We start from the raw sequence: 23261 nt of genomic DNA on the forward strand, positions 1-23261 counted from the left end.
CGGCAACGTGATCACCGGCGATGATGCGGGTATCGGTGCCGAAACCGGCATTAAGAGTTCTTAAAAAAAGTGAAACCGCCTGCGGTTGTATTTCGAACCGCTGGGACAGGGCCGACCGGAAATTCCTATGCGTTCTTTATGACGGGGGGCGCCGAGCCGCCTCGAATTCCTATCCGCACACCGCCTCATATGCGGCTCGCAGCGCTCCCGTCGGGACGCGCGATGGAGTTCCTTTGATGCTCGACATCCTGTTCCTGGGTGGCGGCTGCGCCTTCATGCTGCTGATGGTGGCGTACGAAGCGCTGTGCCGCCGGTTGTGAGGCCGTCATGACGCTCGACTACGCCCTTGGCGGTCTGCTGACCGTCTTTCTTCTCGCCTATCTCGCCGTCGCCTTGACGCGGCCGGAGAAATTCTGAGGCCCGTCATGACCGTCAACGGTTGGATTCAGATCCTGATTTTCATCGCCATCATCGTGGCGCTGGCGCGCCCGATCGGCGGTTACATGGATCGCGTACTGCAGGGCGAGAGGACCTTCCTGTCGCCGGTGCTGGGACCGGTCGAACGCGGCTTCTATTGGTTGGCCGGCGTCAAGCCGACAGAAAACCAGAGTTGGTGGGCGTACGGCAGCGGCATGCTGATCTTCCACCTGTTCGGCTTCGTCCTGCTCTACGGATTGCAGCGCCTGCAGGGCATGCTGCCGTTCAACCCGCAGGATATGGGCGCGGTGGCCGCCGACCTTGCCGCCAACACGGCCATCAGCTTCATCACCAATACCAACTGGCAGAACTACGGCGGCGAAAGCACCATGAGCTACCTGGTGCAGATGGCTGGCCTGACGGTACAGAACTTCACGTCGGCTGCCACTGGTATCGCGCTGGCCGTGGCGCTGACGCGTGGCTTTGCCAGCGCCGAGTCCAAAGGCATCGGCAACTTCTGGGCCGACCTGACGCGCATCACGCTCTACGTTCTGCTGCCGATGTGCATCGTGCTGACGCTCTTCTATGTGTGGCAGGGTGTGCCGCAGAACCTGTCGGCCTATGTCGAGGCGACGACGGTCGAGGGCGGCAAGCAGGTCATCGCGCAGGGGCCGGTGGCCTCGCAGCTTGCCATCAAGATGCTGGGCACCAACGGCGGTGGCTTCTTCAACACCAACTCGGCGCACCCCTACGAGAACCCGACGGCGTTGTCGAACCTGGTGCAGATGCTCAGCATCTTCGTGCTGGGCGCTGCGATGACCAACGTCTTCGGGCGTCGGGTCGGTGACGAACGCCAGGGCTGGGCGATCTTTGCCGCCATGGGCGTGCTGTTCGTGGTCGGTGTCGTCATCACCTACTGGGCCGAGGCCGGCGGCAATCCGCTGCTGACGGCGGTCGGCGTCGATCCGTCCGCCGGCAACATGGAAGGCAAGGAAGTGCGCTTCGGTGCAGCGATGTCGGCGCTGTTCGCCGTCGTCACCACCGCGGCATCGTGCGGCGCTGTCAATGCCATGCACGACAGCTTCATGCCGCTGGGCGGCGCGATACCCCTGATCAACATGCTGCTGGGTGAGGTGATCGTGGGCGGTGTCGGCGCCGGCCTCTACGGCATGCTGCTGTTCGCCATCCTGTCGGTGTTCATCGCCGGCCTGATGGTGGGTCGCACGCCCGAGTATGTCGGCAAGAAGATCGAGGCACGCGAGGTCAAGATGACCATGCTGGCCGTGCTGTGCCTGCCGCTGGTGGTGCTGGGCTTCACGGCGCTGGCCACGGTATTGCCGGTCGGCCTGGCCGGTCCGGCCGCCGCCGGGCCGCACGGCTTCTCCGAGATCTTCTACGCCTTCACCTCCGGCGCCGCCAACAACGGCAGCGCCTTCGGCGGCCTGACCGGCAATACGATGTTCTACAACTCGACGATCGCCATCACGATGGCGGTCGGACGGTTCGCGATGATCGTGCCGATGCTGGCCGTCGCCGGATCACTTGCCGGCAAGCGCAAGACGGCAGTGTCGGTGGGCACGTTCCCGACCCATGGCGGCCTGTTCATCGGCCTGCTGATCGGCGTCGTGCTGATCGTGGGCGGCCTGACCTACTTCCCGGCCCTGGCGTTGGGCCCCATCGCCGAGCACTTCGCGATGCTCGCCGGCACGGTGTTCTGAGCCTGGGAGCGCGGGCGTCCCGCCCGCTCAGGCGAACGCCAGGTTTTCGCCTCGATGCGGGCCAGAGGCCCGCGCTCCCAGGGGAAGAAGATGTAACGGAGACTGACAATGTCCAGCAATTCGCGCGCGGCTTCGCTGTTCGACCCCGCGCTCATCAAGCCCGCTATCGTGGAGAGCTTCCGCAAGCTCGACCCGCGGGTGCAGATCCGCAATCCGGTGATGTTCACCCTCGAGATCGTGGCTTTGGTCGCCACGATCCTGATGATCCGCGACATCGCCGGTGGCGCCAAGGGCATCGGCTTCACGGTCCAGATCGTGATCTGGCTGTGGGCCACCCTGTTGTTCGCCAACTTCGCCGAGGCCGTTGCCGAAGGTCGCGGTAAGGCGCAGGCGGATGCATTGCGCCGCACGCGCACCGAAACCGTGGCCAAGCGCCTGCTGAACGTCGGCGACATGTTCGAGCAGGTGCGCGCGCCCGATCTGCAGATCGGTGACGTGGTGCTGGTCGAGGCCGGCGACACCATTCCCGGCGACGGCGACATCATCGAGGGCGTCGCCACGGTGGACGAGTCGGCGATCACCGGTGAATCGGCACCGGTGATCCGAGAGGCCGGCGGCGACCGCTCGGCGGTGACCGGTGGTACGCGGGTGCTGTCGGACCGCATCAAGGTGCGCATCACCACCGCCGCGGGATCGAGCTTCCTCGATCGCATGATCGCGCTGGTCGAAGGTGCCGTGCGCCAGAAGACACCCAACGAGATCGCGCTCAACATCCTGCTGGCTGGCCTCACCGTGATCTTCCTGTTCGCAGTGGCCAGCATCCCGAGCTTCGTCGACTACGCCGGCGGCGCCGTGTCGATCGTGGTGCTGATCGCGCTGTTCGTCACCTTGATCCCGACCACGATCGGCGCCCTCTTGTCGGCCATCGGCATCGCCGGCATGGACCGCCTGGTGCGCTTCAACGTGCTCGCCACGTCGGGCCGCTCGGTCGAGGCGGCGGGCGACGTCGATACGCTGCTGCTCGACAAGACCGGTACCATCACCCTGGGCAATCGCCAGGCGACGGCCTTTCTGCCGGTGCGCGGCATCACCGAGCTGGAATTGGCGGAGGCGGCTCGGCTGGCCAGCCTCGCCGACGACACCCCGGAGGGCCGTTCGATCGTCGTGCTGGCCAAGGAGAAGCACGGTCTGCGCGGCATGGAGATGGGTGAGCTCAAGGCCCGCTTCGTGCCGTTCTCGGCCAACACCCGCATGTCCGGTGTCGACTACGAGGGTGCCGTCATCCGCAAGGGTGCGGTCGAGGCCGTCATCGAGCATGCCCAGAGCCTGGGAATCGGCAAGATGATACCGCCCGACGCCGAGCGCATCGCCAACGACATCGCGCGCCAGGGTGGCACGCCGCTGGCGGTGTCCAAAAACGGCCAGATCCTGGGCGTCGTTCACCTCAAGGACATCGTGAAAGGCGGCATCCGCGAACGCTTCGCCGAATTGCGCCAGATGGGCATCCGCACCGTGATGATCACCGGTGACAACGCCGTCACCGCCGCGGCCATCGCGGCCGAAGCCGGTGTCGATGACTTCCTGGCGCAGGCGACGCCAGAGGCGAAGCTGAAGCTGATCCGCGCCGAGCAGGCCAAGGGCAAGCTGGTCGCGATGTGCGGCGATGGCACCAACGATGCGCCGGCGCTGGCGCAGGCCGATGTCGGCGTCGCCATGCACACCGGCACCGCCGCGGCGCGCGAGGCCGGCAACATGGTCGATCTCGACAGCGATCCGACGAAGCTGATCGAGATCGTGGCGATCGGCAAGCAGCTGCTGATGACGCGCGGCGCGCTCACCACGTTCTCGATCGCCAACGACGTCGCCAAGTACTTCGCCATCATCCCGGCAATGTTCCTGGCGTTCTATCCGCAGCTGGGCGTGCTCAACGTGATGGGGTTGTCGACGCCGCAGAGCGCCATCCTGTCGGCCATCATCTTCAACGCGCTGATCATCATCGCGCTGGTACCGCTGGCGCTGCGTGGCGTGCGCTACCAGCCCAGCAGCGCCGCCGCACTGCTGCGCCGCAACCTGCTGATCTACGGCCTGGGCGGCATCATCGTGCCGTTCATCGGCATCAAGGCGATCGACGTCGTCGTGTCGGCGATCGGTCTGGCCTGAGGAGAATGACCATGCTTCGCGACATTCGTCCCGCCCTCGTCATGATGATCCTGATGACGGTGCTGCTGGGTCTTGTCTACCCGCTGGGCATGACCGGCATTGCCGGCGCGATCCTGCCGCAGCAAGCCGCCGGTTCGTTGCAGGAGCGCGACGGCAAGGTGATCGGCTCGAGCCTGATCGGCCAGAACTTCACCAGCGACAAGTACTTCCAGGGCCGGCTGTCGGCAACCACCGACACCGACCCCAATGATGCGACCAAGACCGTGCCATCGCCCTACAATGCGGCAAGCTCGCTGGCATCGAACCTCGGTCCGACGTCGAAAGCGCTGGTGGAGCGCGTGCAGGAAGACGTCGCCAAACGCGGCGGCAGCAAGGACAAGCCGCTTCCCGCCGACATGGTGACGACCTCGGGCAGTGGCCTCGATCCGCACATCTCCCCGGCCAACGCCGCCTTGCAGGTCGCACGCGTGGCCAAGGCGCGCGGCATGCCGGAGGAGCGCGTGCGCGCCCTGGTCGCCGCTGCCACCGAGGATCGTCAGTTCGGCGTGCTGGGCGAGGTGCGGATCAACGTCCTGCAGCTCAACCTGGCGCTCGACGCCGCAAAATAGTTCCTCCCCCAGCGCAGCTGGGGGAGGTGCCCGAAGGGGCGGAGGGGGACCGCCCTTGGTCCTGGCAACTGAGATCACGTCGATTCCCCATCCGGCCTTCGGCCACCTTCCCCGCAAGCGGGGAAGGGAGGGCGATTTCAACCCAGAGGAAAGAGCAAACATGACCAGGGGTGTTCTCGCGGCCGGATGCTTGGCCGCCATGCTGTTGGCCGTCCCGGCTTTTGCGCAAACGGCACCGGCATCAGCACCGGCGCCCGAACCACCGAAACCGGATCCTACCGGCCCGTTCGGCGGCAATATCACCGGCATCGTCACGCTGACCTCGGACTACCGCTTCCGCGGCATCTCCCAGAGCAAGAATGACCCGGCGCTGCAGGCCGGCCTCACCTACGAAGTGCCGCTGTCGTTCGTCAATTTCGCGCCCGTGTCGGTCTATGGCGGCTTCTGGGGCAGCAGCGTCAACTTCACGCCCGACGTCGACGAGTCGGTCGAGATCGACATGGTTGCCGGCGTGAAGTTCAAATTCCTGCAGGAGAAGCTGGTGCTTGATCTCGGCTGGATCGGCTACCGCTATCCCGGCTCGCAGCGCGGCGCGCACCTGCACTACGACGAATTCGGCGGGTCGCTGACCTACGATTTCGGTTTCGCCAGCGTGGCGGGCCAGGTGCGCTACAGCCCCAACTTCTTCGCCCGCTCGGGCAATGCCTGGTACAAGCAGGCGCTCGTCACGGTACCGCTGAGCTTCATCCAGATCAGCGATAAGGTGTCGTTCAAGATGATCGGCGGCCTGGGCCACCAGTCGATCCAGCACAACGCGCGCTTCGCCAATCCCGACTACTGGGAGTGGCAGGTCGGCCTGGTCGCCACGCTGTACGGCGTCGATCTCGGCGTCACCTACATCGACACCAACATCTCCAAGAGCCGCTGCAACGGTGGCGGTTTCAACTATTGCGCGCCGCGCGCCATCTTCAGCATCAGCAAGTCGTTCTGATCTTTTTTGGACCGCGCGCGTCCACGCGCGCATCTCAGGCGAAAGTCTTGCTTTCGCCTGAGGGCGTTCGCGCCGACTGTCGTTCGCTCTTCGCTTCGCTGCGAGCGAATGCGGGCGTGGACCCCCGCGGTCCTAAAAACTCCCGGATCCTCCTATGTCGTTCCTATGTCGAGGCGGCGTCAGCCACATGGAGCTTCACACCTCAGGATGCCAACTATCGGCTGTCCACCGTAGAGGAGGCACACCGTGCCGCGTCTGATCGAAGCAACGCCTGACCCTGGACCGTGTATGACGGCCGAGCGCGAGGCGGCGCTTGGCGACGATATGATCGCCGCGGCGCCGCCGCGGCCTGAAACCCATGCCGTGGTGATCGGCCACCACACCCTGCCGCTGGTTCTCTCCCTCATGCACCGGGGATGCGCCGCCGTCGCCGGTCTGCGTCTGGGCACGCGTGCACCGGACGTCGAGCCGGCCGACCTGGCCTGGATCGCTGATCCGCACAGCAATGCTGAACTCGATGAGGCGATGGATACCGCCTGTCACCGCCTCGGCCCGCAAGGGCGGGTGGTGCTGGATGTGACGGCCCTGGCGCAGGCCGGCGGCCTCGCATCGGTGCAGCGGCAGATCGCTGCGTTTGGCCTCTGCATCGCCTCGATTGGTGAGAGCAGCAGCCACCTCATCCTGGTTGCCATGCGGGCGCCGGCGCTGGCGCGCGCTGCGTAAGCCGCGCCTGTCACCCCGAACGTGACGCGGGGTCCCTGCGAGGGACATGCGAGACGTCATTCCCAGGGATCCCCGGAGGCTCGGGGTGGCAGCGCGTGCTTGATCCATTTCGACAGGAGCTGAGCATGAACACGGAACGCTTGCAGTTGGGCGGCTCGATCGCCGCGCTGGTGACGCCGCTGCGCGGCGATCGGATCGACGAAAAGGCATTCGCGGCCTTGTGCGCCCGGCAGATCGATCGCGGCACGTCGGCGCTGGTACCCTGTGGCACGACAGGCGAGGCGCCGCTGCTGACGGCCAATGAGCATCGGCAGCTGATCGAGATCGCCGTCGCCACGGCCGACGGTCGTGTGCCGGTCATTGCCGGTGCCGGCACGTGCAGCACGGCGGCGTCCATTGCCCTTGCCCAGCAAGCGGAGCGCGCTGGCGCCGCGGCGCTGCTGTGCGTTACGCCCTATTATCTGCGCCCGACGCAGGAGGGCGTGATCCAGCACATTCGCGCCATTCACGACGCGGTCGGCCTGCCGATCGTGCTCTATGACGTACCCTCGCGCACGGCGCTCGCCCTGCACGACGAAACCGTCCGCCGCCTGGCTGAACTGCCACGGGTCATCGGTCTGAAGGATGCGACGGGCGATCTGCGGCGGGTCGGCCGGTTGTTGCGTCTGATCGGCGATGACTTCGTGCTGCTGTCGGGTGACGACGCGAGCCAGACCGATTTCCGTCTGGCCGGCGGCCATGGCTGTATTTCGGTCACCGCCAACGTGGCACCCGCGCTGTGCGCTACCCTGCACCATGCTTGGGATGCCGCCGATCTGGTGACCTTGCGTAGCGCTACGCAGATCCTGGCGCCATTGCATGCAGCCCTGTTCCTGGAGAGCAATCCCATTCCCGTGAAACGCGCGCTGCATCGGCTCGGGCTGACCACCAACGAACTGCGCTTGCCGCTGACGCCGCTGGGCGCCGAAGCGGATGCCCGCCTGGCGGCGGCACTCGAGCCGGTGATGGCGGCCGAGGAACTGGCGGCGCGCCGTGCCGCTGCCCTGATGCCGCCGGTGTGGCAGGAGACACCGTTCGTCGGCTTTGCGGCGTGATCGTCCGTCATGAGTCCCGATGACTTGCAGCGACCGTGGCTGCGGGTGGCGAACGTCCGCAGCCTCGTTCTCACGGCGCTGATGACGCTCGTGGCACTGGCACCCAGTGGCGGGGTGGTCCGCGATCCGGCCCGCGCGCATGACTTCCTGCTCGCCGTCGCTCTGCTGTATGTCGTGCTGCATGGCGGCATGTTGCTGCATATCCGGCGACTGTCGGCTCAAGGTGACGACACCAGCGTCAAAGCAGCCGACATGCTGCGCGATCCGCGACGCATTTCGTCCCTCGACCTGGCTGCCTATTGGACTGCGCTCGCCACGCTCGGTCCGATCCTGCGGGGCTGATGTACAACGCCGGGCTAAAAAATCTCTTGTTCTCTTATCAAGAATTATCTATAAGACAAAGTGGTCGCGTGCTGCCGAAGGGCTGCGCGCTTGGCGTCGTTTGCCTGCGCCCGGCGACATCGCCTCCCAGAACCCGCGCACCCGGATTTGTTGTCATTGTTGTCATTGTTGTCACGCGATTTGCGAAGGCGATTTTGTCCCCGGGGACGCGCCGGTGCGTTTCCGCAATTTCCGCAAGCAGCAATTCCCGTGGGCGTTGGTGACAGGGCGTGGCCTGATCGTTAGACGTTGCACCCCATGGCCGTCCAGACTGCGGAACGCACCAACGACCGCCCGTCGCCCGAGGCACTGCTGGCGGCGGCCAACCGCGAGCTGCGCGGCAAGCTGAAGATCTTCCTGGGCGCGGCGCCGGGTGTCGGCAAGACCTACGAAATGCTGACGGCGGCCCGGCAGCGCCAGGCGGACGGTATCGATGTCGTCGTCGGCGTGGTCGAAACGCATGGCCGGGCAGAAACGGCGGCGCTGATCGACGGGCTGGAGGTCATCCCGCGCCGACACATTGACTACAAGGGCCGCGCGCTGGCGGAGATGGACATCGACGCCGTCCTGGCCCGCCGTCCGGCGCTGGTGCTGGTCGACGAACTGGCGCACACCAACGCGCCCGGCAGCCGACATCCCAAGCGTTATCTCGACGTGCTCGAGCTGCTCACGGCCGGCATCGACGTCTACACCACGCTCAACATCCAGCACGTCGAAAGTCTCAACGACATCGTGGCGCGCATCACGCGCATCCGTGTGCGCGAGACAGTGCCGGACTCGATCGTCGATTCCGCCGACAGCGTCGAGGTCATCGACCTCACGCCCGAGGACCTGATCAAGCGCCTCGGCGAGGGCAAGGTCTATGTGCGCGAGGCGGCCGAGCGGGCGTTGAAGCACTATTTCTCGCCGGGCAACCTCACGGCGCTGCGCGAGCTGGCACTGCGGCGCACGGCCGAGCGTGTCGACGAACAGATGCGCAGCTACATGCGCGAGCATGCGATCGCCGGGCCGTGGGCCGCCGGCGAGCGCGTGCTGGTCTGTGTCGATCCCTCGGCCGACGCCGAGAACGTCGTGCGTGCCGCCAAGCGTACGGCCGACAGCCTGCGGGCACCCTTGCTGGCGCTCTACGTCGAGACCGACCGACATGCATCGCTGACCGAGTCGGAGCGTAACCGGCTGGCCGAGACGATGCGCCTGGCCGAGCGGTTGGGTGCCGAAGCGGCGACCCTGCCCGGCCGGCGCATCGCCGAGGATGTTCTGACCTTCGCACGCGAGCGCAACGTCACGCGCATTGTCGTGGGCAAGTCCAATCGCTCGACGTGGTTCGAACTGCTGCACGGGTCGGTGGTCGACGACCTGGTGCGTACGGCAGGCGGCGTCGCCGTCGAGGTCGTCGCCTCGACCCACGCGGCCTCCGATTCGATCTGGAGCGGATGGCGCACCGAACGGTCGCCGACCTGGGCCTACATCGAGGCGACGCTGGCTGTGGCGATCGCCGGGGGCGTCGGCGTCGGTATCGACCGACTGGTCAACCTCGCCAACATCTCGCTGGTGTTCGTGGTGCCGGTGTTGCTGACGGCGGCGCGGCACGGCATCTGGCCATCGGTGTGGGCGGCGGCGCTGGGAGCTGCCGCCTACAACTTCTTCTTCCTGCCGCCGCTCTACGAATTCACCATCACCGATCCGGGCAACGTTGTTGCCCTGTTCTTTTTCCTGCTGGTGGCCGTCTTCACCAGCGCGCTCGCCACGCGCTCGCGCTCGCGCTCGCTGGCGGCCCGGCGCGAAGCGCAGACCACGGCCGAACTTTATGGGTTCAGCCGCAAGATCGTGGGCCTGGCCGATCTCGACGACCTGTTGTGGACCGTCGTTGCGCAGATCGCGCGCATGGTGCGGGTCGAGGTCGTGGTGCTGATGCCGGAGCACGATCCGTCGGGACGGAACAACCTCGACATCAAGGCGGCGTATCCGCCGGAGGATATGCTCGAGGACGCCGACCTGGCGGCGGCGCTGTGGTGCTGGGACCATGACCAGCCTACCGGCAAGGGCAGCGATTCGCTGCCGGGCGCGCGGCGCCTGTTCGTGCCGCTCAGGACCGCGCGCGGCAAGATCGCGGTGCTGGGGGTGACCAACCGCGAGAACGACGAGGCGCTGACGCCGGACCAGCGCCGCCTGCTCGATGCGCTGGGCGATCAGGCGGCAGTGGCGATCGAGCGCGTGATCCTGGCGCGCGATATCGATGCGGCACGGCTGGGGGCCGAGCGTGAGCGGCTGCGGTCGGCCATGCTGACCTCGGTGTCGCACGATCTGCGCACGCCGCTGGCCTCGATCCTGGGTGCCATTTCCAGTTTGCGCAGCTACGGCGATCGCTACGATCCGGCCACCCGAGACGAGCTGCTGGCGACGGCGCAGGACGAGTCCGAACGCCTCAACCGCTTCGTCGGCAACCTGCTCGATATGACGCGGCTGGATGCCGGTGCCGTCAGTGTGAAGCGCGAACCGGTCGATGTGGCTGACCTGGTCGCCACGACCCTGCGCCGCGCCGAACCCCTGTTGCGTGATCACCGTGTCGCCACGTCGATCGCATCCGATCTGCCGCCGGTGGATATCGATTTCGTGCTGGGCGAACAGGCGCTGTTCAATCTGCTCGACAATGCTGCCAAATATACGCCGACCGGCACGGTCATCGACCTGTCGGCGCGCGCCGAAGCCGGCAACGTGGTGTTGTCGGTACGCGACGAAGGACCGGGCCTGGCTGCTGAGGATCTGCCGCACGTGTTCGAGAAATTCTATCGGTCGAGCGAGGGTGACCGGCGACGCGCCGGCACCGGCCTGGGCCTGGCCATCGCCAAGGGCTTCGTCGAGGCGCAGGGCGGCCGCATCATCGCCCGCAACCGCAGCGATCGCTCCGGCGCCGAGTTCGTTGTCACGTTCCCAGCGGTTTTCCCTCCCCCAGCTTCGCTGGGGGAGGTGCCCGAAGGGCGGAGGGGGACCCCACGTGGTCCTGGTTACCAAGACCACGTCGGCTCCCCTCCGCCCCTTCGGGGCACCTCCCCAGCGAAGCTGGGGAGGAAGGCCGAACCATGACCAGCGACAGCGCCGCCATCCTGATTGTCGACGACGAGCCACCGATCCGTCGCCTGTTGCGCACGACGCTGGGGGCGCAGGACTACCGCGTCGTCGAAGCGGCCACGGCCAAGGATGCGCTCGCCATGCTGCGGCATCACCAGATTGACCTGGTGCTGCTGGACCTGGGCCTGCCCGACATCGACGGCTTGGCCTTGATCGGCCGCATCCGCCAGGACAGCCCGGTGCCGATCGTCGTGTTGTCCAGCCGCGGCGAGGAGGCGGCCAAGGTGGCGGCGCTCGATGCCGGTGCCGATGACTACGTCACCAAGCCGTTCGGCGCCGAGGAGCTGATGGCGCGCCTGCGCGCCGCCTTGCGGCATCGCCTGCAGCAGCAGGGCACGCGGCCGGTATTCGAGAGCGCCGACCTGAGGGTCGACCTGGTGCACCACCACGTCCAGGTGGCGGGTCGCGAGGTCAAGCTGTCCCCCAAGGAGTACGACATCCTGGAGCAGCTGGTGATCCACGCCGGCAAGGTGCTGACCCACCGCCACCTGCTGCGCGAAGCCTGGCGCGACGAGACGGTCGACCCGCAATACCTGCGCGTCTATGTGCGCCAGCTGCGCCAGAAGATCGAAGCCGACCCCGCCAGCCCGCGACATTTGATCACCGAGGCCGGCGTAGGCTATCGGCTGGTGTAAACCGGGGAGCGCGGGCGTCCCGCCCGCATGAGCGGGGCCAGAGGCCCGCACTCCCGGGAAATAATAAGAGGTTATTGCGCGTGCAAATAGTTCGTCCCCGGGTCATCGCACTCGACGGTCCATCTGCTGCCGGTAAGGGCACGCTGGCACGCCGATTGGCCGAGCATTACGACCTGGCCCACCTCGATACCGGCTCGCTCTACCGGGCCGTGGGCCGGCGCATTCTGCGGGACGGACGGGACCCGAAGGACACAAAATACGCCGCCGAAGTAGCCGCCAGCCTACAGCCGGTTGATCTGACTGACCCCGAGCTGCGGTCCGAGGCCACCAGCCAGTCGTCCTCGATCGTGGCCGCCATTCCGGCGGTACGGGCCAACCTGCTGGCGTGGCAGCGCGAATTTGCGAAAAACCCGCCGCCGGGCAAACAGGGCGTGATTCTCGACGGCCGCGACATCGGCACCGTGATCTGCCCTGATGCCGATGTGAAACTGTTCGTCACCGCGAGCCTGGAAGCGCGGGCCGAGCGGCGTTTCCGGGAGTTGCAAGCGGCGGGGGCGAACCCTATAAGACGCGCCGTTCTGGATGAGATGGCGTCGCGCGACAAGCGCGACAGCGAGCGGGCCACGGCACCGTTGTTGCCGGCCCCTGGTGCCTTCGTACTCGATACGAGTGCGCTCGACGTCGATGCAGCGTTCGACAGCATCGTCGCTTTCATCGAATCCACGACGCGACCACGCCGGGCCTGAAGCCGTCGGCGGCGTGGTCGATCCGGGTACCGATGGCTGGATTGCGGTCGCACCGTGTGCGTCGTGGTCGGGGTGTCACCAGGCATTGGATCCGCCGGATGAACCGGCTGGCCGACGAGCTGAGACCCACGCTCGGGATCGTTGAGGAGAAGTGATCGTATGGCTAGACGTTCTGCCCTGAGGGAGGCTGATCCCTCGACCGCCGACTTCGCCGCGATGCTCGATGATTCGCTCAGCAAGTCGCAGGGCTTCGAAGGTGCCGTGATGCGCGGCACGATTGTGAACATCATCGGCGACTTCGCGATCGTCGATGTCGGCCTCAAGTCCGAAGGCCGCGTACCCCTCAAGGAATTCTCGACGGGCGGCTCGTCCGCCGAGCTGCGCACCGGCGACACCGTCGAGGTGTTCGTCGACCGCATGGAGAACCGCGACGGCGAAGCCATGCTGTCGCGCGAAAAGGCGCGCCGCGAAGAGTCGTGGACGGCGCTGGAGAAGGCGTTCGGCGACAACCATCGCGTCACCGGCACCATCTTCGGCCGCGTCAAGGGCGGCTTCACCGTCGACCTCAACGGCGCCGTGGCCTTCCTGCCGGGCAGCCAGGTCGATGTGCGTCCGGTGCGCGATGTCGGCCCGCTGATGGGCTCGCCGCAGCCGTTCCAGATCCTCAAGATGGACCGCCGCCGCGGCAACATCGTGGTGTCGCGCCGCGCCGTGCTCGAGGAGAGTCGCGCCGAGGACCGCAGCCGCCTGATGGGCCAGCTGAGCGAGGGCCAGGTGCTGGATGGCGTCGTCAAGAACATCACCGACTACGGCGCGTTCGTGGATCTGGGTGGCGTCGACGGCCTGCTGCACGTCACCGACATCGCCTGGAAGCGCATTAACCATCCGTCGGAAGCGCTGAACATCGGCCAGCAGGTCAAGGTGCAGGTCATCCGCTTCAACCCGGAGACGCAGCGCATCTCGCTGGGCATGAAGCAGCTGATGGCCGATCCGTGGGACGGCGCCGCCGCCAAGTACCCGACCGGCATCAAGGTCAAGGGCCGCGTCACCAACATCACGGACTACGGCGCGTTCGTCGAGCTGGAGCCCGGTGTCGAGGGTCTGGTCCACGTCTCGGAGATGAGCTGGACCAAGAAGAACGTGCATCCCGGCAAGATCGTGTCGACCTCCCAGGAGGTCGAGGTCATGGTGCTGGATGTCGACATGTCCAAGCGCCGGATTTCGCTGGGCCTCAAGCAGTGCCTGGACAATCCGTGGGACACGTTCGCCGACAAGTACCCGGCCGGCACCGAGCTCGAGGGCGAAGTGCGCAACATCACCGAGTTCGGTCTGTTCGTCGGCCTGCCCGGCGACATCGACGGCATGGTGCATCTGTCGGACCTGTCGTGGGACAAGCCCGGTGAAGACGCGATCCGCGACTTCAAGAAGGGCGACATGGTCAAGGTCAAGGTGCTCGACGTCGACACCGAGAAGGAGCGTATCTCGCTGGGCGTCAAGCAGCTGGTCAACGATCCGTTCGAGAAGGCCGGCAACCTGAAGAAGGGCGAGGTGGTCACCGCCATCGTCGCCGGCATCCAGGAGAACGGTCTGGACGTCACGGTGACCGACGGCATCCCGGGCTTCATCCGCAAGACCGAGCTGAGCCGCGAGCGTTCCGAGCAGCGGCCCGACCGCTTCGCCATCGGCGACAAGATCGACGCCAAGATCACCAACATCGACCGTGCCTCGCGCCGCGTCGTGCTGTCGGTCAAGGCGCGCGAAGCCGACGAGGAGAAGCAGGCGATGGCCGACTACGGCTCGTCCGACTCGGGCGCCAGCCTCGGCGATATCCTGGGCGCCGCCCTGCGCCGCGCCAACAAGGACAACGACGCGAAGTAAGGCTTCTCTTCGTTGCAGGAACGATCAAGGACCGGCCCGCTCGCAAGAGCGGGCCGGTTTCATTTGGCCGACGGCAACGCCAGCCCGCGCTCGGGGAAAAGATCGCGTTCGGGCCAGGCCACGATCCGTGGCGGCAGCGCGGCCATGCGCTCCAGCAGCGTATCGGTGGCATCCTTGCCCGGGCGCGGTGAATACCAGACGAACCATGATGTGCCGCTCTGGTGCTGCACCACCTGCATGCCCACGGTATCAGGCGCGACACCCCAACTGCCGGTGTGCCAGGCGATGCGGGCGTCGGGCGCGAGGTTCGCGGTGAACTGACCCAGTGCGTACCAGGCCGGCGTGAGCCCAGCGGGCGCACCGGTCGCAGCGCGCGAGGGGCGCGTATCCGACAGCAGCGTGTCGGGCGTGCGGGCGAGGAAGGCGAGGTACTCTGCGCCATTGAGCCGCCAACCGCCGAACGACGAGAACGAGCGCCACTGCGTGTCGAGCTGCGGCGCCTTGATGCCGGCGGCTTCGAGAACTTCGCGGCCGCAGAAACGCTCATAGCCCTCGCCGGTGATGGTCTCGATCATCACGCCCAACACGAGGTAGCCGATGTTGGAGTAGGCGAAGGCCTCGCCCGGTGCCGTGGCCAGCGGCGCCGTCAACGTGGCGGCGAGCAACTCCGCCGGTTCGGTCGCACCGGGTGTCTTCTTCTCCAACAAGGCGACGGCAGGCGGTGTCATCAGATCGCGCGGTGCCGTCGCAAAGCCGCCGCGATGCACCAGCAGCTGTTCGACCGTCACCGCCTTGAGGCGCGCATCGGCGGGCTCACCATGCTGGCGGAAGAACGGCGCCAGCACATCGCCCACCGTACTGTCCAACCGCAGCTTGCCGTTGGCGATCAGCACCGCGACACACCGACCGGTGACCGCCTTGCTCAAGCTGGCCAGCAGGACGCGTTCGTTCGGATCCCGCCCACCATACCCGCGCTCCAGCACCAGCCGCCCCTGTTGCGCGACGGCAAGCGTGCCTTTCTCGACCCCGCTGTCCTTCATCCAGACACCGAACATCGCATCGAAACGATCGACGGTCGGTAATGTCGTGGATGGCTGTGCCGACACGCCAGACGTGCCGCACAAGGCAGCCAGCACCAGGCACAGCAGTCGGGTGGTGGATCGGACCATCGCGGGAGCCTAACCGAAAGATGATGCAGGCGCGAAGCGTGCGCCCTGCGGTAGAGTTTCTGCAAGCGGCGTATCGATGTCCAATGGGGGGAGCGCCATGGCCAACGATCCAGGCGATCCGGGTAACACCTGGCTTTGGCGACGGGTCAGCGCAGTTGCATCGGCCGTTGCGTGGATTGCCGGCCATATTGCCGGGCCCTGGTGGGCGTTGCGCGACATCCTGCGCCTTTTCTGGGCTTGTCGTGCGCCGATGCTCTCGGTCGTGATCGGGGGTGCCTTGATTGCGTTGACCGATCAGGCGCGCGATATCGTCATGGCCAGCGCTGTCGCCAAGGGCAGCGTTGTCGGCACGCTCGGCCTGATTGCCACCATGGTTTTGTGGGCCACCGTCAGCTGGTACTGGGCGCGCGTTACGCTCAACTTCTCGTTCTCCGTGCCGCCCATCGACCTGCAACCCGGGGCATCATCGGTGCCGTGGCGGCGAGCGGCCCCTGTCATCGTCCTTGCGCTGATCCTCGTTGCACTGGGAGCAGCCCTCTGGGTCGGGCACGGCGTTTCGACCGTTATCATGCTGGGGATCATCGCCGAGGTCATGGCGTTCTGGATTGCCGGGGGCGGCGACCCTGAACGCGCTGCGCGCTGGCGGCAGTGGTGGCGCCGCCAGGTGCCGCGCATCATCGGTGCAGCCGCAATCTTGGCTGTGGCGGTTGCCTTCTGGAAGGCACGCGACGTCTATGGTGCTGCCGGCGACGAAGACAACGCGGCCCGGTTCACCTGGTGGGCCGGCGGGTTCGTCGTCTTGGCGATCGTCTTCTATATCGTGGTCGCGAGTCGCACCTGGCTGACAGCGCGGTTGCTGGGTCACGACAAGATGAAAGGGCACCTGGTGCCGACGCCGGACGTCACGCACGACAGCGTGCGCGACTACGACAACCCGGTTGCCTTCGCCGCGCTCGGCTTGAGCCTCCTGCTGACGCCGGTGCTGTTTCTTTTCTTCCTGGTCAATCCTGTCGGTGCGTCGGACTTCCTCGGCGGTGCGGTTCGCGCCACGTTGGTGGGGTTGGCAACGATGGTGCCGGTCCTGAGCCTGCTGGCGCTGTTGTCGGCGCGGTTTCGTCTGCCGCTCCTGGGCACGACGATCCTGTGGCTGGCGGTTGGCCCCTGGTTGTTCGGCGATAATCACGACGTGCGATCGTCGGCCCGAGACGCGGGACCATATCCGGTGACGGGCCGGCAGGAGATCGGCCGGCTGTTTCAGGACTGGTGGACCGTCAATGCCCGGCCCGAGATGACGCAGCCGCTGGCAGTAACGGCTGACGGGGAGGACCGGGTCGTCGCGCCGCCGTTCGTCGTTGTCGCAACGGCTGGCGGCGCCAGCCGCGCGGCGTTCTGGACCTCGCAAGTACTGGGCGAGATCGCGGCCCGCGAGCCGGGCTTTGCCGACCGGCTGTTCATGATCAGTGGCGTGTCCGGTGGGTCATTGGGCGCCATGGTTTTTCGCTCGATCGTCGAGGTCGACCGCCAGACATCGGTTCACGATAAACCCACTGTCCTCAAGGATCCGGCGGGTGATGCCCGGTCGTTCATCGAACGTGACTTTCTGACCCCGGCCATGGCCGCGGGCCTCTATGTCGATCTGCCGTGGCGCACATTGACGTTTCTGCCGCGCGCGTGGCAACCGCCGGATCGCGCGGCCGCTCTGGAAAAAGCATGGGAAGCCGCCTGGCAGGACAGCATTCGCACGAACCGGAACGGCCAGTTCAGCTGGTCTGACGGTTTCCTCGCCACGTTCTCCGGCATCGGCAAGGGTGATTCCTATCGGCCTTGGCCAATTCTGGCGCTCAACGGAACGTCCGTGGAAAAGGGCAAACGGATCATCACGTCCAATGCCGACTTCCGTGGCGGCCAGATCGCCAACGACGTCAACCGTTACGATGCGTTCGATATCCTGGGCCGCGACATGCCGATCAGCACTGCCGTCACCATGAGCGCGCGCTTCCCCGTCATCTCGCCTGCTGGTGGCATGCGCGACAGCCGAGGGCAGGATCGCATGGTGACACGCATCATCGATGGCGGCCTGTATGAGAATTTCGGCGCCGTGACGGCGGATGAAATCCTGCGCTATGTCATCGAACGTCGTGGCGATGTTCAGGTCGGCTTGCGGCCAGTCGTGCCGATTGCCATCGTCATCAGCAGCGATCCGTCGCTGGACCATCTGGATCGTCGGACGGGCACGGGCTATCACGAGCCGCCGATTCCAGGCCTGCCGTCATCGCCGGACTGCGCCGCCGTGGCGAGCAAACAGCGCGGCAGCGTTCCCATCCCCGTGTTGCATCCCGGCAATCGCTGGCCCGAGTGCCCGGTCGATGGACGGGAGAGCGCGACCATTCTGGTCGACCCGATCCTGGCTCTCTATGACGGGCGCGTCGCCCGTGGCGAGCAGGCGGCAACCGCGATGCTGGATCGCATCGACGAGAACCGCGCCAGTGTCCGTCGCCAGATCATCACGGGCCTGGCGCGGATGGCGCGCCTGAGCGACTCCCCTGCCGAGATGCCTGTCAGCACCGACGCCGACGTGAACCGCCGGCTGGGGACTTCGGACCACGTGGATTTCTTCCACTTCCGTCAATGCCGTGTGCCGCGCATGAAGGGACCGACCATGAGTTGGCATGATTCGGGCGAGGCCTGGCGGGTCATGCGGCTGATGACGGGCCTGGAAGCAGGAGGCAGTGACCCCTGCGGCAATGCTGCCGAATTCTTCCGGCTGTGCGTCCGCCTGGCACGGCTATCTGGTCAGGTCGACGACGACAAGGCCGCCACGGCATTTTGCGAGACCGAGCGCAAATGGCCGCGCCCGGCCGCATGGAAATGCGAAGAGTTTGGCGTCGACGCCAATCGGCGCTGGTGGTGCCGGCTCGTGAACTGACGATCAGCTTCCCGCCACCCGCCTGGTATGGCCAATCCAGAACGGCTCGCGCAGGTCCTTGCGCTTGATCTTGCCGACGGGCGTCTTGGGCAGGGGCTCGTCGCGCAGCACGATCTTGCCTGGCCGCTTGTAGTTGCCCAGCTGCTCTTCACAAAGCTCGATCAGCGCGTCCTCCGTCACGGTGGCGCCGGACTTGACGGTGCAGACGGCGCACGGTGTCTCGCCCCAGCGTTCGTGCGGAATGCCGAACACCGCCACCTCGACCACGTCGGGATGGCCCGCGATCGCGTTCTCAAGTTCGGCCGGATAGATATTGAAGCCGCCCGAGACGATCATGTCGCCGACGCGGTCGATCATGTAGAGATAGCCGTTGGCGTCGAGATAGCCGACATCGCCGGTCTTGACCCAGCCGTCGACCATGCGCTCGGCCGTGGCTTTCGGGTCGTTCCAGAAGCCGGTCATCTGACCATCGGTCTTGGCGACGATCTCGCCCGGCGTGCCTGGCGGCACCGGTTTGTTGTCCTCGTCCCAGATCTGCAGCTGCGCGAAGGGCAGCGGCAGGCCGCAGGCGCGCAGCGGCGTGGAACCCCGGACGTCTTTTGCGAACCACTGCGCCGGACCCATCATCGCCACCGGCAGGACCTCGGTCTGACCGTAGCCCTGGTACATCGCCGGGCCGAAGATATCGTATGCCTTCAACGCCGTGTCGTCGGCGATCGGCGCGGCGCATACCAGCATGCATTTCAGGTGGGGGAAGCGGCGTTGCTCGATGCCGGGGACGCGGTTGATGGCGTTGAGCATCGTCGGCACCATGAACAGGTAGCCGATGCGCTCGCGCTCGAAGATATCGAGCACGGCGGCAGGGTCGAAGCGGTCCACCATCACATTGCGGCCGCCACCCAGCCAGATCGGCATGAAGAGATAGCCCGAGCCATGGCTGATCGGGCCCAGGTGCAGGCAGGCATCATCCGGCTCGACCGGCGGATAGAGGTAGAACCAGTCGCGGGCGGCAGCGAGCCAGGCGCGATGCGAATAGGCGACGCCCTTGCTCTTGCCCGTCGTGCCGCCGGTATGACGCAGGATGAAATTGTCGCCGGGTGCGATGGGTGGATCGGGATCGACGGCGGACTGCACCGCAAGCCAATCCTCATAGGCGGCGTCGCGCACGATCACGTGCTCCAGCGCCGGCAGGACGGCCTGCAGGCCATCGATCTCGGGCAGGTATTTCTCATCGACGATCACGGCCCGGCAGCCGGTGTGGCCCATCATGTGCTCGTGGCTGTCGCGGGCGTTGCGCGGATAGAGCGGCACGCGCACCAGGTTCGCGATGGCGGCGCCCAGGAAGACATCGGCCGATTCGAGGCGGTTGTCCTCCAGCACCGCGACCCGGTCCTGCGGCCGCAACCCCAGCGTCAGCAGGCCGTTGGCCAGGCGGATGCCGCGTTGCCAGGCTTGCGCGAAGGTGAGCCGGCGGCCGCCGGCAACGATGGCCTCGCGCTGCGCGTAGTAGGCGGCGGCGCTGCGCATCTGTGTCCGGACGTCCATGGCGTGCCCTCCCGTTGGCTTGTTGGCCGAGTGTCGATGCGCCGCTGCCGGAGTCAAGGTTGGTGCCGTCGCGATGTCGTGGCACCCTTGGCGCCTGGAGGAACCTGAGCATGGACGAGATTCTGCTGCTGACGCGGGCCTTCGCTTTCGCCGCCGAGAAACACGCGCACCAGCGCCGCAAGGGCGAGGACGCCGAGCCGTACATCAATCACCTGGCCGAGGTCGCCAACCTCCTGGCGACGGCGGTGCAGGGGCGGGATGCGAATCTCATCGCAGCCGGCCTGCTGCACGATACCCTGGAGGACACCGAGACCACGCGCGATGAACTGGTGCGGGCGTTCAACGAAGACGTCGCGTCGGTGGTGAGCGAGGTCACCGACGACAAGTCGCTGCCCAAGCAGGAGCGCAAGCGGCTGCAGGTTGCGCATGCCGCCCACAAGACCGACCGCGCCAAGATGCTGAAGCTGGCCGACAAGACCTCCAACCTGCGCGGCATTGTTACCAGTCCGCCGGCCGGCTGGTCGATCGAGCGACGCACCGAGTACGTGCGCTGGGCACGCGATGTCGCTGCCGGCCTGCGCGGCGTGCATCCGTGGCTGGAGGAGCAGTTCGACGCCGCTGCCGCGACTGCCGAGAAAGTGCTCTCGGGCGATTGACGAGCAATCTTGCGTAACGATTACAATGAGAATATAACATTGTTATTGACGACGCGGGGAAGAGGAACCCATGCCCAAGGTTCTCTATGAGAAGGATGGCCGCATCGGGCGGATCACGTTGAATCGTCCCGACGTCTTCAACGCCATCGATGACGACGTGCCGGCTGAGCTTGCCGATTGCGTTGCACGCGCCAACGACGATCCGGGCGTGCACGTGATCGTGCTCTCGGGCAGCGGCAAAGCGTTTTGTGCCGGCTACGATCTCACTCACTACGCACAGACGAAAGGTGCCAACGCCGCCACGCAGGATCTGCCATGGGATCCCATGAAGGATTATGCCTTCATGATGCGCAACACTGAGCTGTTCATGAGCCTGTGGCGGTCCTACCGTCCGGTGATCTGCAAGGTCCATGGCTATGCGATCGCGGGCGGTTCCGACATCGCACTGTGCGCCGACGTGATCGTCATGGCCGAGGATGCCCGCATCGGCTACATGCCGGTGCGTGTCTGGGGCTGCCCGACCACCGCCATGTGGGTCTATCGCCTGGGGCCGGAGCGCGCCAAGCGCATGCTGTTCACCGGCGACAAGATCGATGGCCGGGAGGCGGAGAAGCTCGGTCTGGTGCTCAAGGCGGTTCCTGCCGCCCAGCTCGATGCCGAGGTCGAAGCGCTGGCCGAGCGCATGGCCACCGTCCCCATCAATCAGCTCATGATGCAGAAGCTGATGGTCAACCAGGCGATCGAGGCCATGGGCCTGAAGCAGACGCAGATGTTTGCCACCATTTTCGACGGCATCACCCGCCATTCGCCGGAGGGATTGAACTTCAAGAAGCGGGCGGAAACCGTCGGCTGGAAGGAAGCCGTGCGCAACCGCGATCAAGGCACCTGGGATTGGACGGCCAATCGGCCGATCAATCCCGCGGGGTAGCCGAGGCACACATGGCATCGACGACGCGCGCCCGGGGAAAGCCGGACGATCCCAAAGTTCGAGGTCGGCTTGATGTCATTCGGGACACCAAGCGCCAACTGGTGATCGACGCCGCGCGACGGGTGTTCGAAACGCACGGCCTCGAAGGCGCATCGATTCGCCTGATCGCTATCGAAGCCGGCTGCACGACCGGTGCCATCTATCCCTATTTCAGCGGCAAGGAGGAAATCTACGCCGCGATCCTGGGCGAGTCGTTGGCCGCGTTGAAGCTGTTCATCGAGCAGCATGTCGACAAGCGACGTGAGCCGGTCGACCGGGCCCGGGCTGCCGTCGATGCCTTCTACGCGTACTACAAGGAGCGCCCTACCGAACTGTCGCTGGGTCTCTATCTCTTCCGGGGCGCCGGCGTGCGCCCGACCGGGCTGAAACCGGATCTGGATCGTACCCTCAATGCCCAATTGCGGGCTGCTGTCGACGTCATCAGCGCGACGATCGCCAGCGCCGGGTTCGATCGCGCGACGGCGCTTGCCACCGATGGTGTGTCGCATGCCATTGGCCTGCTGATCATGGACGGCACGGGCCGGCTCAAGCTTTTCCAGGAGCACGCTGACGGTCTCATGGCGCAATACCTGGAGCGGCTCCTGCCAGGCGCCTGAACGCGGCCGAATCAAAGGATAAATCGCCATGGCGGTTCGTATTGAGAAAGCGGGTCCCGTTTGGACGGTCGTCCATGCGCGCTCCGAAGCGCGCAATGCGATGGATCCCGATAGCGCCGCCGCACTGCACGCGGCGATGCTGGCGTTCGAGCATGATCCTTCGGCGCATGTGGCGGTGTTGTGGGGGGAGGGTGGCGCTTTCTGCGCCGGCTGGGACCTGAAATACGCCGCGACGCTGACCGATCGGGCACGCTTCCAGAACGAGATCGCCGAGGGGCTCGCGTTTCCGACCGGTGCCAACCCGGCGCCGCGCGGTCCGCTCGGTCCGACCCGCCTTGAGCTGTCGAAGCCGGTCATCGCCGCGGTCGAGGGACCTGCCGTGGCCGGCGGCATGGAACTCGCATTGTGGGCCGATATCCGCATTCTCGGGCAATCTGCCTATTTCGGCGTCTATTGTCGGCGCTGGGGAATTCCATTGCTTGATGGCGGTACGGTCCGCCTGCCACGTCTCGTGGGGTTGGGCCGGGCCCAGGAAATCATCCTGACGGGGCGAAAAGTGCCGGCGGAAGAAGCGCTCCGCATCGGCCTGTGCGAAAAGATCGTGGCGGACGGGCAAACCCGAACTGCGGCGCAATCCATGGCGGAAGAGATCGCCCGCTTCCCGCAGGCAGCCGTGCGCGCCGATCGTCGCAGTGCCTACGAAAACCACGGCCTGTCGGTACGCGACGCGCTGCGGCGCGAATGGGCGAACGGACTGGAGGCTCATGCCAGGGAAGGCGCCGCGGGTGCTGGTCGTTTCGCGGCCGGCAAGGGGCGCCATGGCGACTTCACGGACATAGCCTAGGCTTCGTCCGTCAGCGCCCGGTCGACAGGGTCCGCATCGAACTCTATGGTCCACCGC

The 23261-nt window shown here is 66.1% G+C and carries 20 protein-coding genes; 18 read left to right on the plus strand and 2 right to left on the minus strand.

Annotated elements, in window-relative coordinates; all coding sequences use genetic code 11:
* Window positions 1–20 precede the first annotated feature (20 nt).
* The 13 genes from FQU96_RS03120 to rpsA all read left to right on the plus strand — a co-directional run bounded on the left by FQU96_RS03120 (window position 21) and on the right by rpsA (window position 14480).
* Window positions 21–320 carry a hypothetical protein gene (locus tag FQU96_RS03120; protein ID WP_146539361.1) on the plus strand — a complete coding sequence of 100 codons (300 nt, stop codon included), beginning with the start codon at window positions 21–23 and terminating at the stop codon, window positions 318–320.
* Between the two features lie 7 nt (window positions 321–327).
* Window positions 328–417 (plus strand): K(+)-transporting ATPase subunit F, encoded by a 90-nt coding sequence (gene kdpF, locus FQU96_RS03125; RefSeq protein WP_146539362.1) that lies wholly within the window; start codon window positions 328–330, stop codon window positions 415–417.
* Window positions 418–425: 8 nt separating this feature from the next.
* Window positions 426–2135 carry a potassium-transporting ATPase subunit KdpA gene (kdpA, locus tag FQU96_RS03130; protein ID WP_146539363.1) on the plus strand — a complete coding sequence of 570 codons (1710 nt, stop codon included), beginning with the start codon at window positions 426–428 and terminating at the stop codon, window positions 2133–2135.
* Window positions 2136–2243: 108 nt separating this feature from the next.
* Window positions 2244–4295, plus strand: a complete 2052-nt coding sequence (gene kdpB / locus FQU96_RS03135; RefSeq protein WP_146539364.1) for a potassium-transporting ATPase subunit KdpB — start codon at window positions 2244–2246, stop codon at window positions 4293–4295.
* Window positions 4296–4306: 11 nt separating this feature from the next.
* Window positions 4307–4903 carry a potassium-transporting ATPase subunit KdpC gene (kdpC, locus tag FQU96_RS03140; protein ID WP_146539365.1) on the plus strand — a complete coding sequence of 199 codons (597 nt, stop codon included), beginning with the start codon at window positions 4307–4309 and terminating at the stop codon, window positions 4901–4903.
* 199 nt (window positions 4904–5102) lie between these two features.
* Window positions 5103–5894 (plus strand): TorF family putative porin, encoded by a 792-nt coding sequence (locus FQU96_RS03145; RefSeq protein ID WP_178130283.1) that lies wholly within the window; start codon window positions 5103–5105, stop codon window positions 5892–5894.
* Between the two features lie 288 nt (window positions 5895–6182).
* Complete coding sequence (locus FQU96_RS03150; RefSeq protein ID WP_146539367.1) at window positions 6183–6617, plus strand: hypothetical protein; 435 nt, start codon at window positions 6183–6185, stop codon at window positions 6615–6617.
* A 125-nt stretch (window positions 6618–6742) separates the two neighbouring features.
* Window positions 6743–7711: a 4-hydroxy-tetrahydrodipicolinate synthase gene (gene dapA / locus FQU96_RS03155; RefSeq protein ID WP_146539368.1), complete on the plus strand. Its 969-nt coding sequence runs from the start codon at window positions 6743–6745 to the stop codon at window positions 7709–7711.
* A gap of 9 nt (window positions 7712–7720) precedes the next feature.
* A complete protein-coding gene (locus FQU96_RS03160; protein WP_146539369.1) occupies window positions 7721–8053 on the plus strand; it encodes a hypothetical protein in 333 nt (110 codons plus the stop codon).
* Between the two features lie 297 nt (window positions 8054–8350).
* On the plus strand, window positions 8351–11176 hold the full coding sequence (locus FQU96_RS03165; protein WP_146539370.1) for a sensor histidine kinase KdpD: 2826 nt from the start codon (window positions 8351–8353) through the stop codon (window positions 11174–11176).
* Complete coding sequence (locus FQU96_RS03170) at window positions 11173–11856, plus strand: response regulator (protein WP_146539371.1); 684 nt, start codon at window positions 11173–11175, stop codon at window positions 11854–11856. The genes FQU96_RS03165 and FQU96_RS03170 overlap by 4 nt, the downstream gene beginning before the upstream one ends.
* An 86-nt stretch (window positions 11857–11942) precedes the next feature.
* On the plus strand, window positions 11943–12602 hold the full coding sequence (cmk, locus tag FQU96_RS03175; protein WP_146539951.1) for a (d)CMP kinase: 660 nt from the start codon (window positions 11943–11945) through the stop codon (window positions 12600–12602).
* Between the two features lie 159 nt (window positions 12603–12761).
* On the plus strand, window positions 12762–14480 hold the full coding sequence (gene rpsA / locus FQU96_RS03180; protein WP_146539372.1) for a 30S ribosomal protein S1: 1719 nt from the start codon (window positions 12762–12764) through the stop codon (window positions 14478–14480).
* 59 nt (window positions 14481–14539) lie between these two features.
* Here the strand turns inward: rpsA and FQU96_RS03185 are convergent, their stop codons facing one another.
* Window positions 14540–15649 (minus strand): serine hydrolase, encoded by a 1110-nt coding sequence (locus FQU96_RS03185; protein WP_146539373.1) that lies wholly within the window; start codon window positions 15647–15649, stop codon window positions 14540–14542.
* Between the two features lie 97 nt (window positions 15650–15746).
* On the opposite strand from FQU96_RS03185, the gene FQU96_RS03190 reads away from it, so the two are divergent.
* Window positions 15747–18575 (plus strand): patatin-like phospholipase family protein, encoded by a 2829-nt coding sequence (locus FQU96_RS03190; RefSeq protein WP_178130284.1) that lies wholly within the window; start codon window positions 15747–15749, stop codon window positions 18573–18575.
* Between the two features lie 3 nt (window positions 18576–18578).
* On the opposite strand, the gene FQU96_RS03195 is transcribed toward FQU96_RS03190, so the two are convergent.
* A complete protein-coding gene (locus FQU96_RS03195; RefSeq protein WP_146539375.1) occupies window positions 18579–20120 on the minus strand; it encodes a class I adenylate-forming enzyme family protein in 1542 nt (513 codons plus the stop codon).
* Window positions 20121–20230: 110 nt separating this feature from the next.
* Between FQU96_RS03195 and FQU96_RS03200 the strand changes: the two genes are divergently transcribed.
* The 4 genes from FQU96_RS03200 (at window position 20231) to FQU96_RS03215 (ending at window position 23204) form a co-directional block, all read left to right on the plus strand.
* Complete coding sequence (locus FQU96_RS03200) at window positions 20231–20776, plus strand: HD domain-containing protein (RefSeq protein ID WP_146539376.1); 546 nt, start codon at window positions 20231–20233, stop codon at window positions 20774–20776.
* Between the two features lie 70 nt (window positions 20777–20846).
* Window positions 20847–21704: a crotonase/enoyl-CoA hydratase family protein gene (locus tag FQU96_RS03205; RefSeq protein ID WP_146539377.1), complete on the plus strand. Its 858-nt coding sequence runs from the start codon at window positions 20847–20849 to the stop codon at window positions 21702–21704.
* Between the two features lie 11 nt (window positions 21705–21715).
* The gene (locus tag FQU96_RS03210; RefSeq protein WP_146539378.1) at window positions 21716–22360 is read left to right on the plus strand and encodes a TetR/AcrR family transcriptional regulator; all 645 of its coding nucleotides are present in this window, start codon (window positions 21716–21718) and stop codon (window positions 22358–22360) included.
* A 28-nt stretch (window positions 22361–22388) separates the two neighbouring features.
* Window positions 22389–23204: a crotonase/enoyl-CoA hydratase family protein gene (locus FQU96_RS03215; protein ID WP_146539379.1), complete on the plus strand. Its 816-nt coding sequence runs from the start codon at window positions 22389–22391 to the stop codon at window positions 23202–23204.
* Window positions 23205–23261 lie beyond the last annotated feature (57 nt).

This window comes from Reyranella sp. CPCC 100927, assembly GCF_007859315.1.
Classification (GTDB): domain Bacteria; phylum Pseudomonadota; class Alphaproteobacteria; order Reyranellales; family Reyranellaceae; genus Vineibacter.

Bases quoted from the DNA above. Each gene is read 5' to 3' on its own strand.
- FQU96_RS03120 (WP_146539361.1), top strand. From the start codon at position 21: ATGATGCGGGTATCGGTGCCGAAACCGGCATTAAGAGTTCTTAAAAAA.
- kdpF (WP_146539362.1), top strand. From the start codon at position 328: ATGACGCTCGACTACGCCCTTGGCGGTCTGCTGACCGTCTTTCTTCTC.
- kdpA (WP_146539363.1), top strand. From the start codon at position 426: ATGACCGTCAACGGTTGGATTCAGATCCTGATTTTCATCGCCATCATC.
- kdpB (WP_146539364.1), top strand. From the start codon at position 2,244: ATGTCCAGCAATTCGCGCGCGGCTTCGCTGTTCGACCCCGCGCTCATC.
- kdpC (WP_146539365.1), top strand. From the start codon at position 4,307: ATGCTTCGCGACATTCGTCCCGCCCTCGTCATGATGATCCTGATGACG.
- FQU96_RS03145 (WP_178130283.1), top strand. From the start codon at position 5,103: ATGCTGTTGGCCGTCCCGGCTTTTGCGCAAACGGCACCGGCATCAGCA.
- FQU96_RS03150 (WP_146539367.1), top strand. From the start codon at position 6,183: ATGACGGCCGAGCGCGAGGCGGCGCTTGGCGACGATATGATCGCCGCG.
- dapA (WP_146539368.1), top strand. From the start codon at position 6,743: ATGAACACGGAACGCTTGCAGTTGGGCGGCTCGATCGCCGCGCTGGTG.
- FQU96_RS03160 (WP_146539369.1), top strand. From the start codon at position 7,721: ATGAGTCCCGATGACTTGCAGCGACCGTGGCTGCGGGTGGCGAACGTC.
- FQU96_RS03165 (WP_146539370.1), top strand. From the start codon at position 8,351: ATGGCCGTCCAGACTGCGGAACGCACCAACGACCGCCCGTCGCCCGAG.
- FQU96_RS03170 (WP_146539371.1), top strand. From the start codon at position 11,173: ATGACCAGCGACAGCGCCGCCATCCTGATTGTCGACGACGAGCCACCG.
- rpsA (WP_146539372.1), top strand. From the start codon at position 12,762: ATGGCTAGACGTTCTGCCCTGAGGGAGGCTGATCCCTCGACCGCCGAC.
- FQU96_RS03185 (WP_146539373.1), bottom strand. From the start codon at position 15,649: ATGGTCCGATCCACCACCCGACTGCTGTGCCTGGTGCTGGCTGCCTTG.
- FQU96_RS03190 (WP_178130284.1), top strand. From the start codon at position 15,747: ATGGCCAACGATCCAGGCGATCCGGGTAACACCTGGCTTTGGCGACGG.
- FQU96_RS03195 (WP_146539375.1), bottom strand. From the start codon at position 20,120: ATGGACGTCCGGACACAGATGCGCAGCGCCGCCGCCTACTACGCGCAG.
- FQU96_RS03200 (WP_146539376.1), top strand. From the start codon at position 20,231: ATGGACGAGATTCTGCTGCTGACGCGGGCCTTCGCTTTCGCCGCCGAG.
- FQU96_RS03205 (WP_146539377.1), top strand. From the start codon at position 20,847: ATGCCCAAGGTTCTCTATGAGAAGGATGGCCGCATCGGGCGGATCACG.
- FQU96_RS03210 (WP_146539378.1), top strand. From the start codon at position 21,716: ATGGCATCGACGACGCGCGCCCGGGGAAAGCCGGACGATCCCAAAGTT.
- FQU96_RS03215 (WP_146539379.1), top strand. From the start codon at position 22,389: ATGGCGGTTCGTATTGAGAAAGCGGGTCCCGTTTGGACGGTCGTCCAT.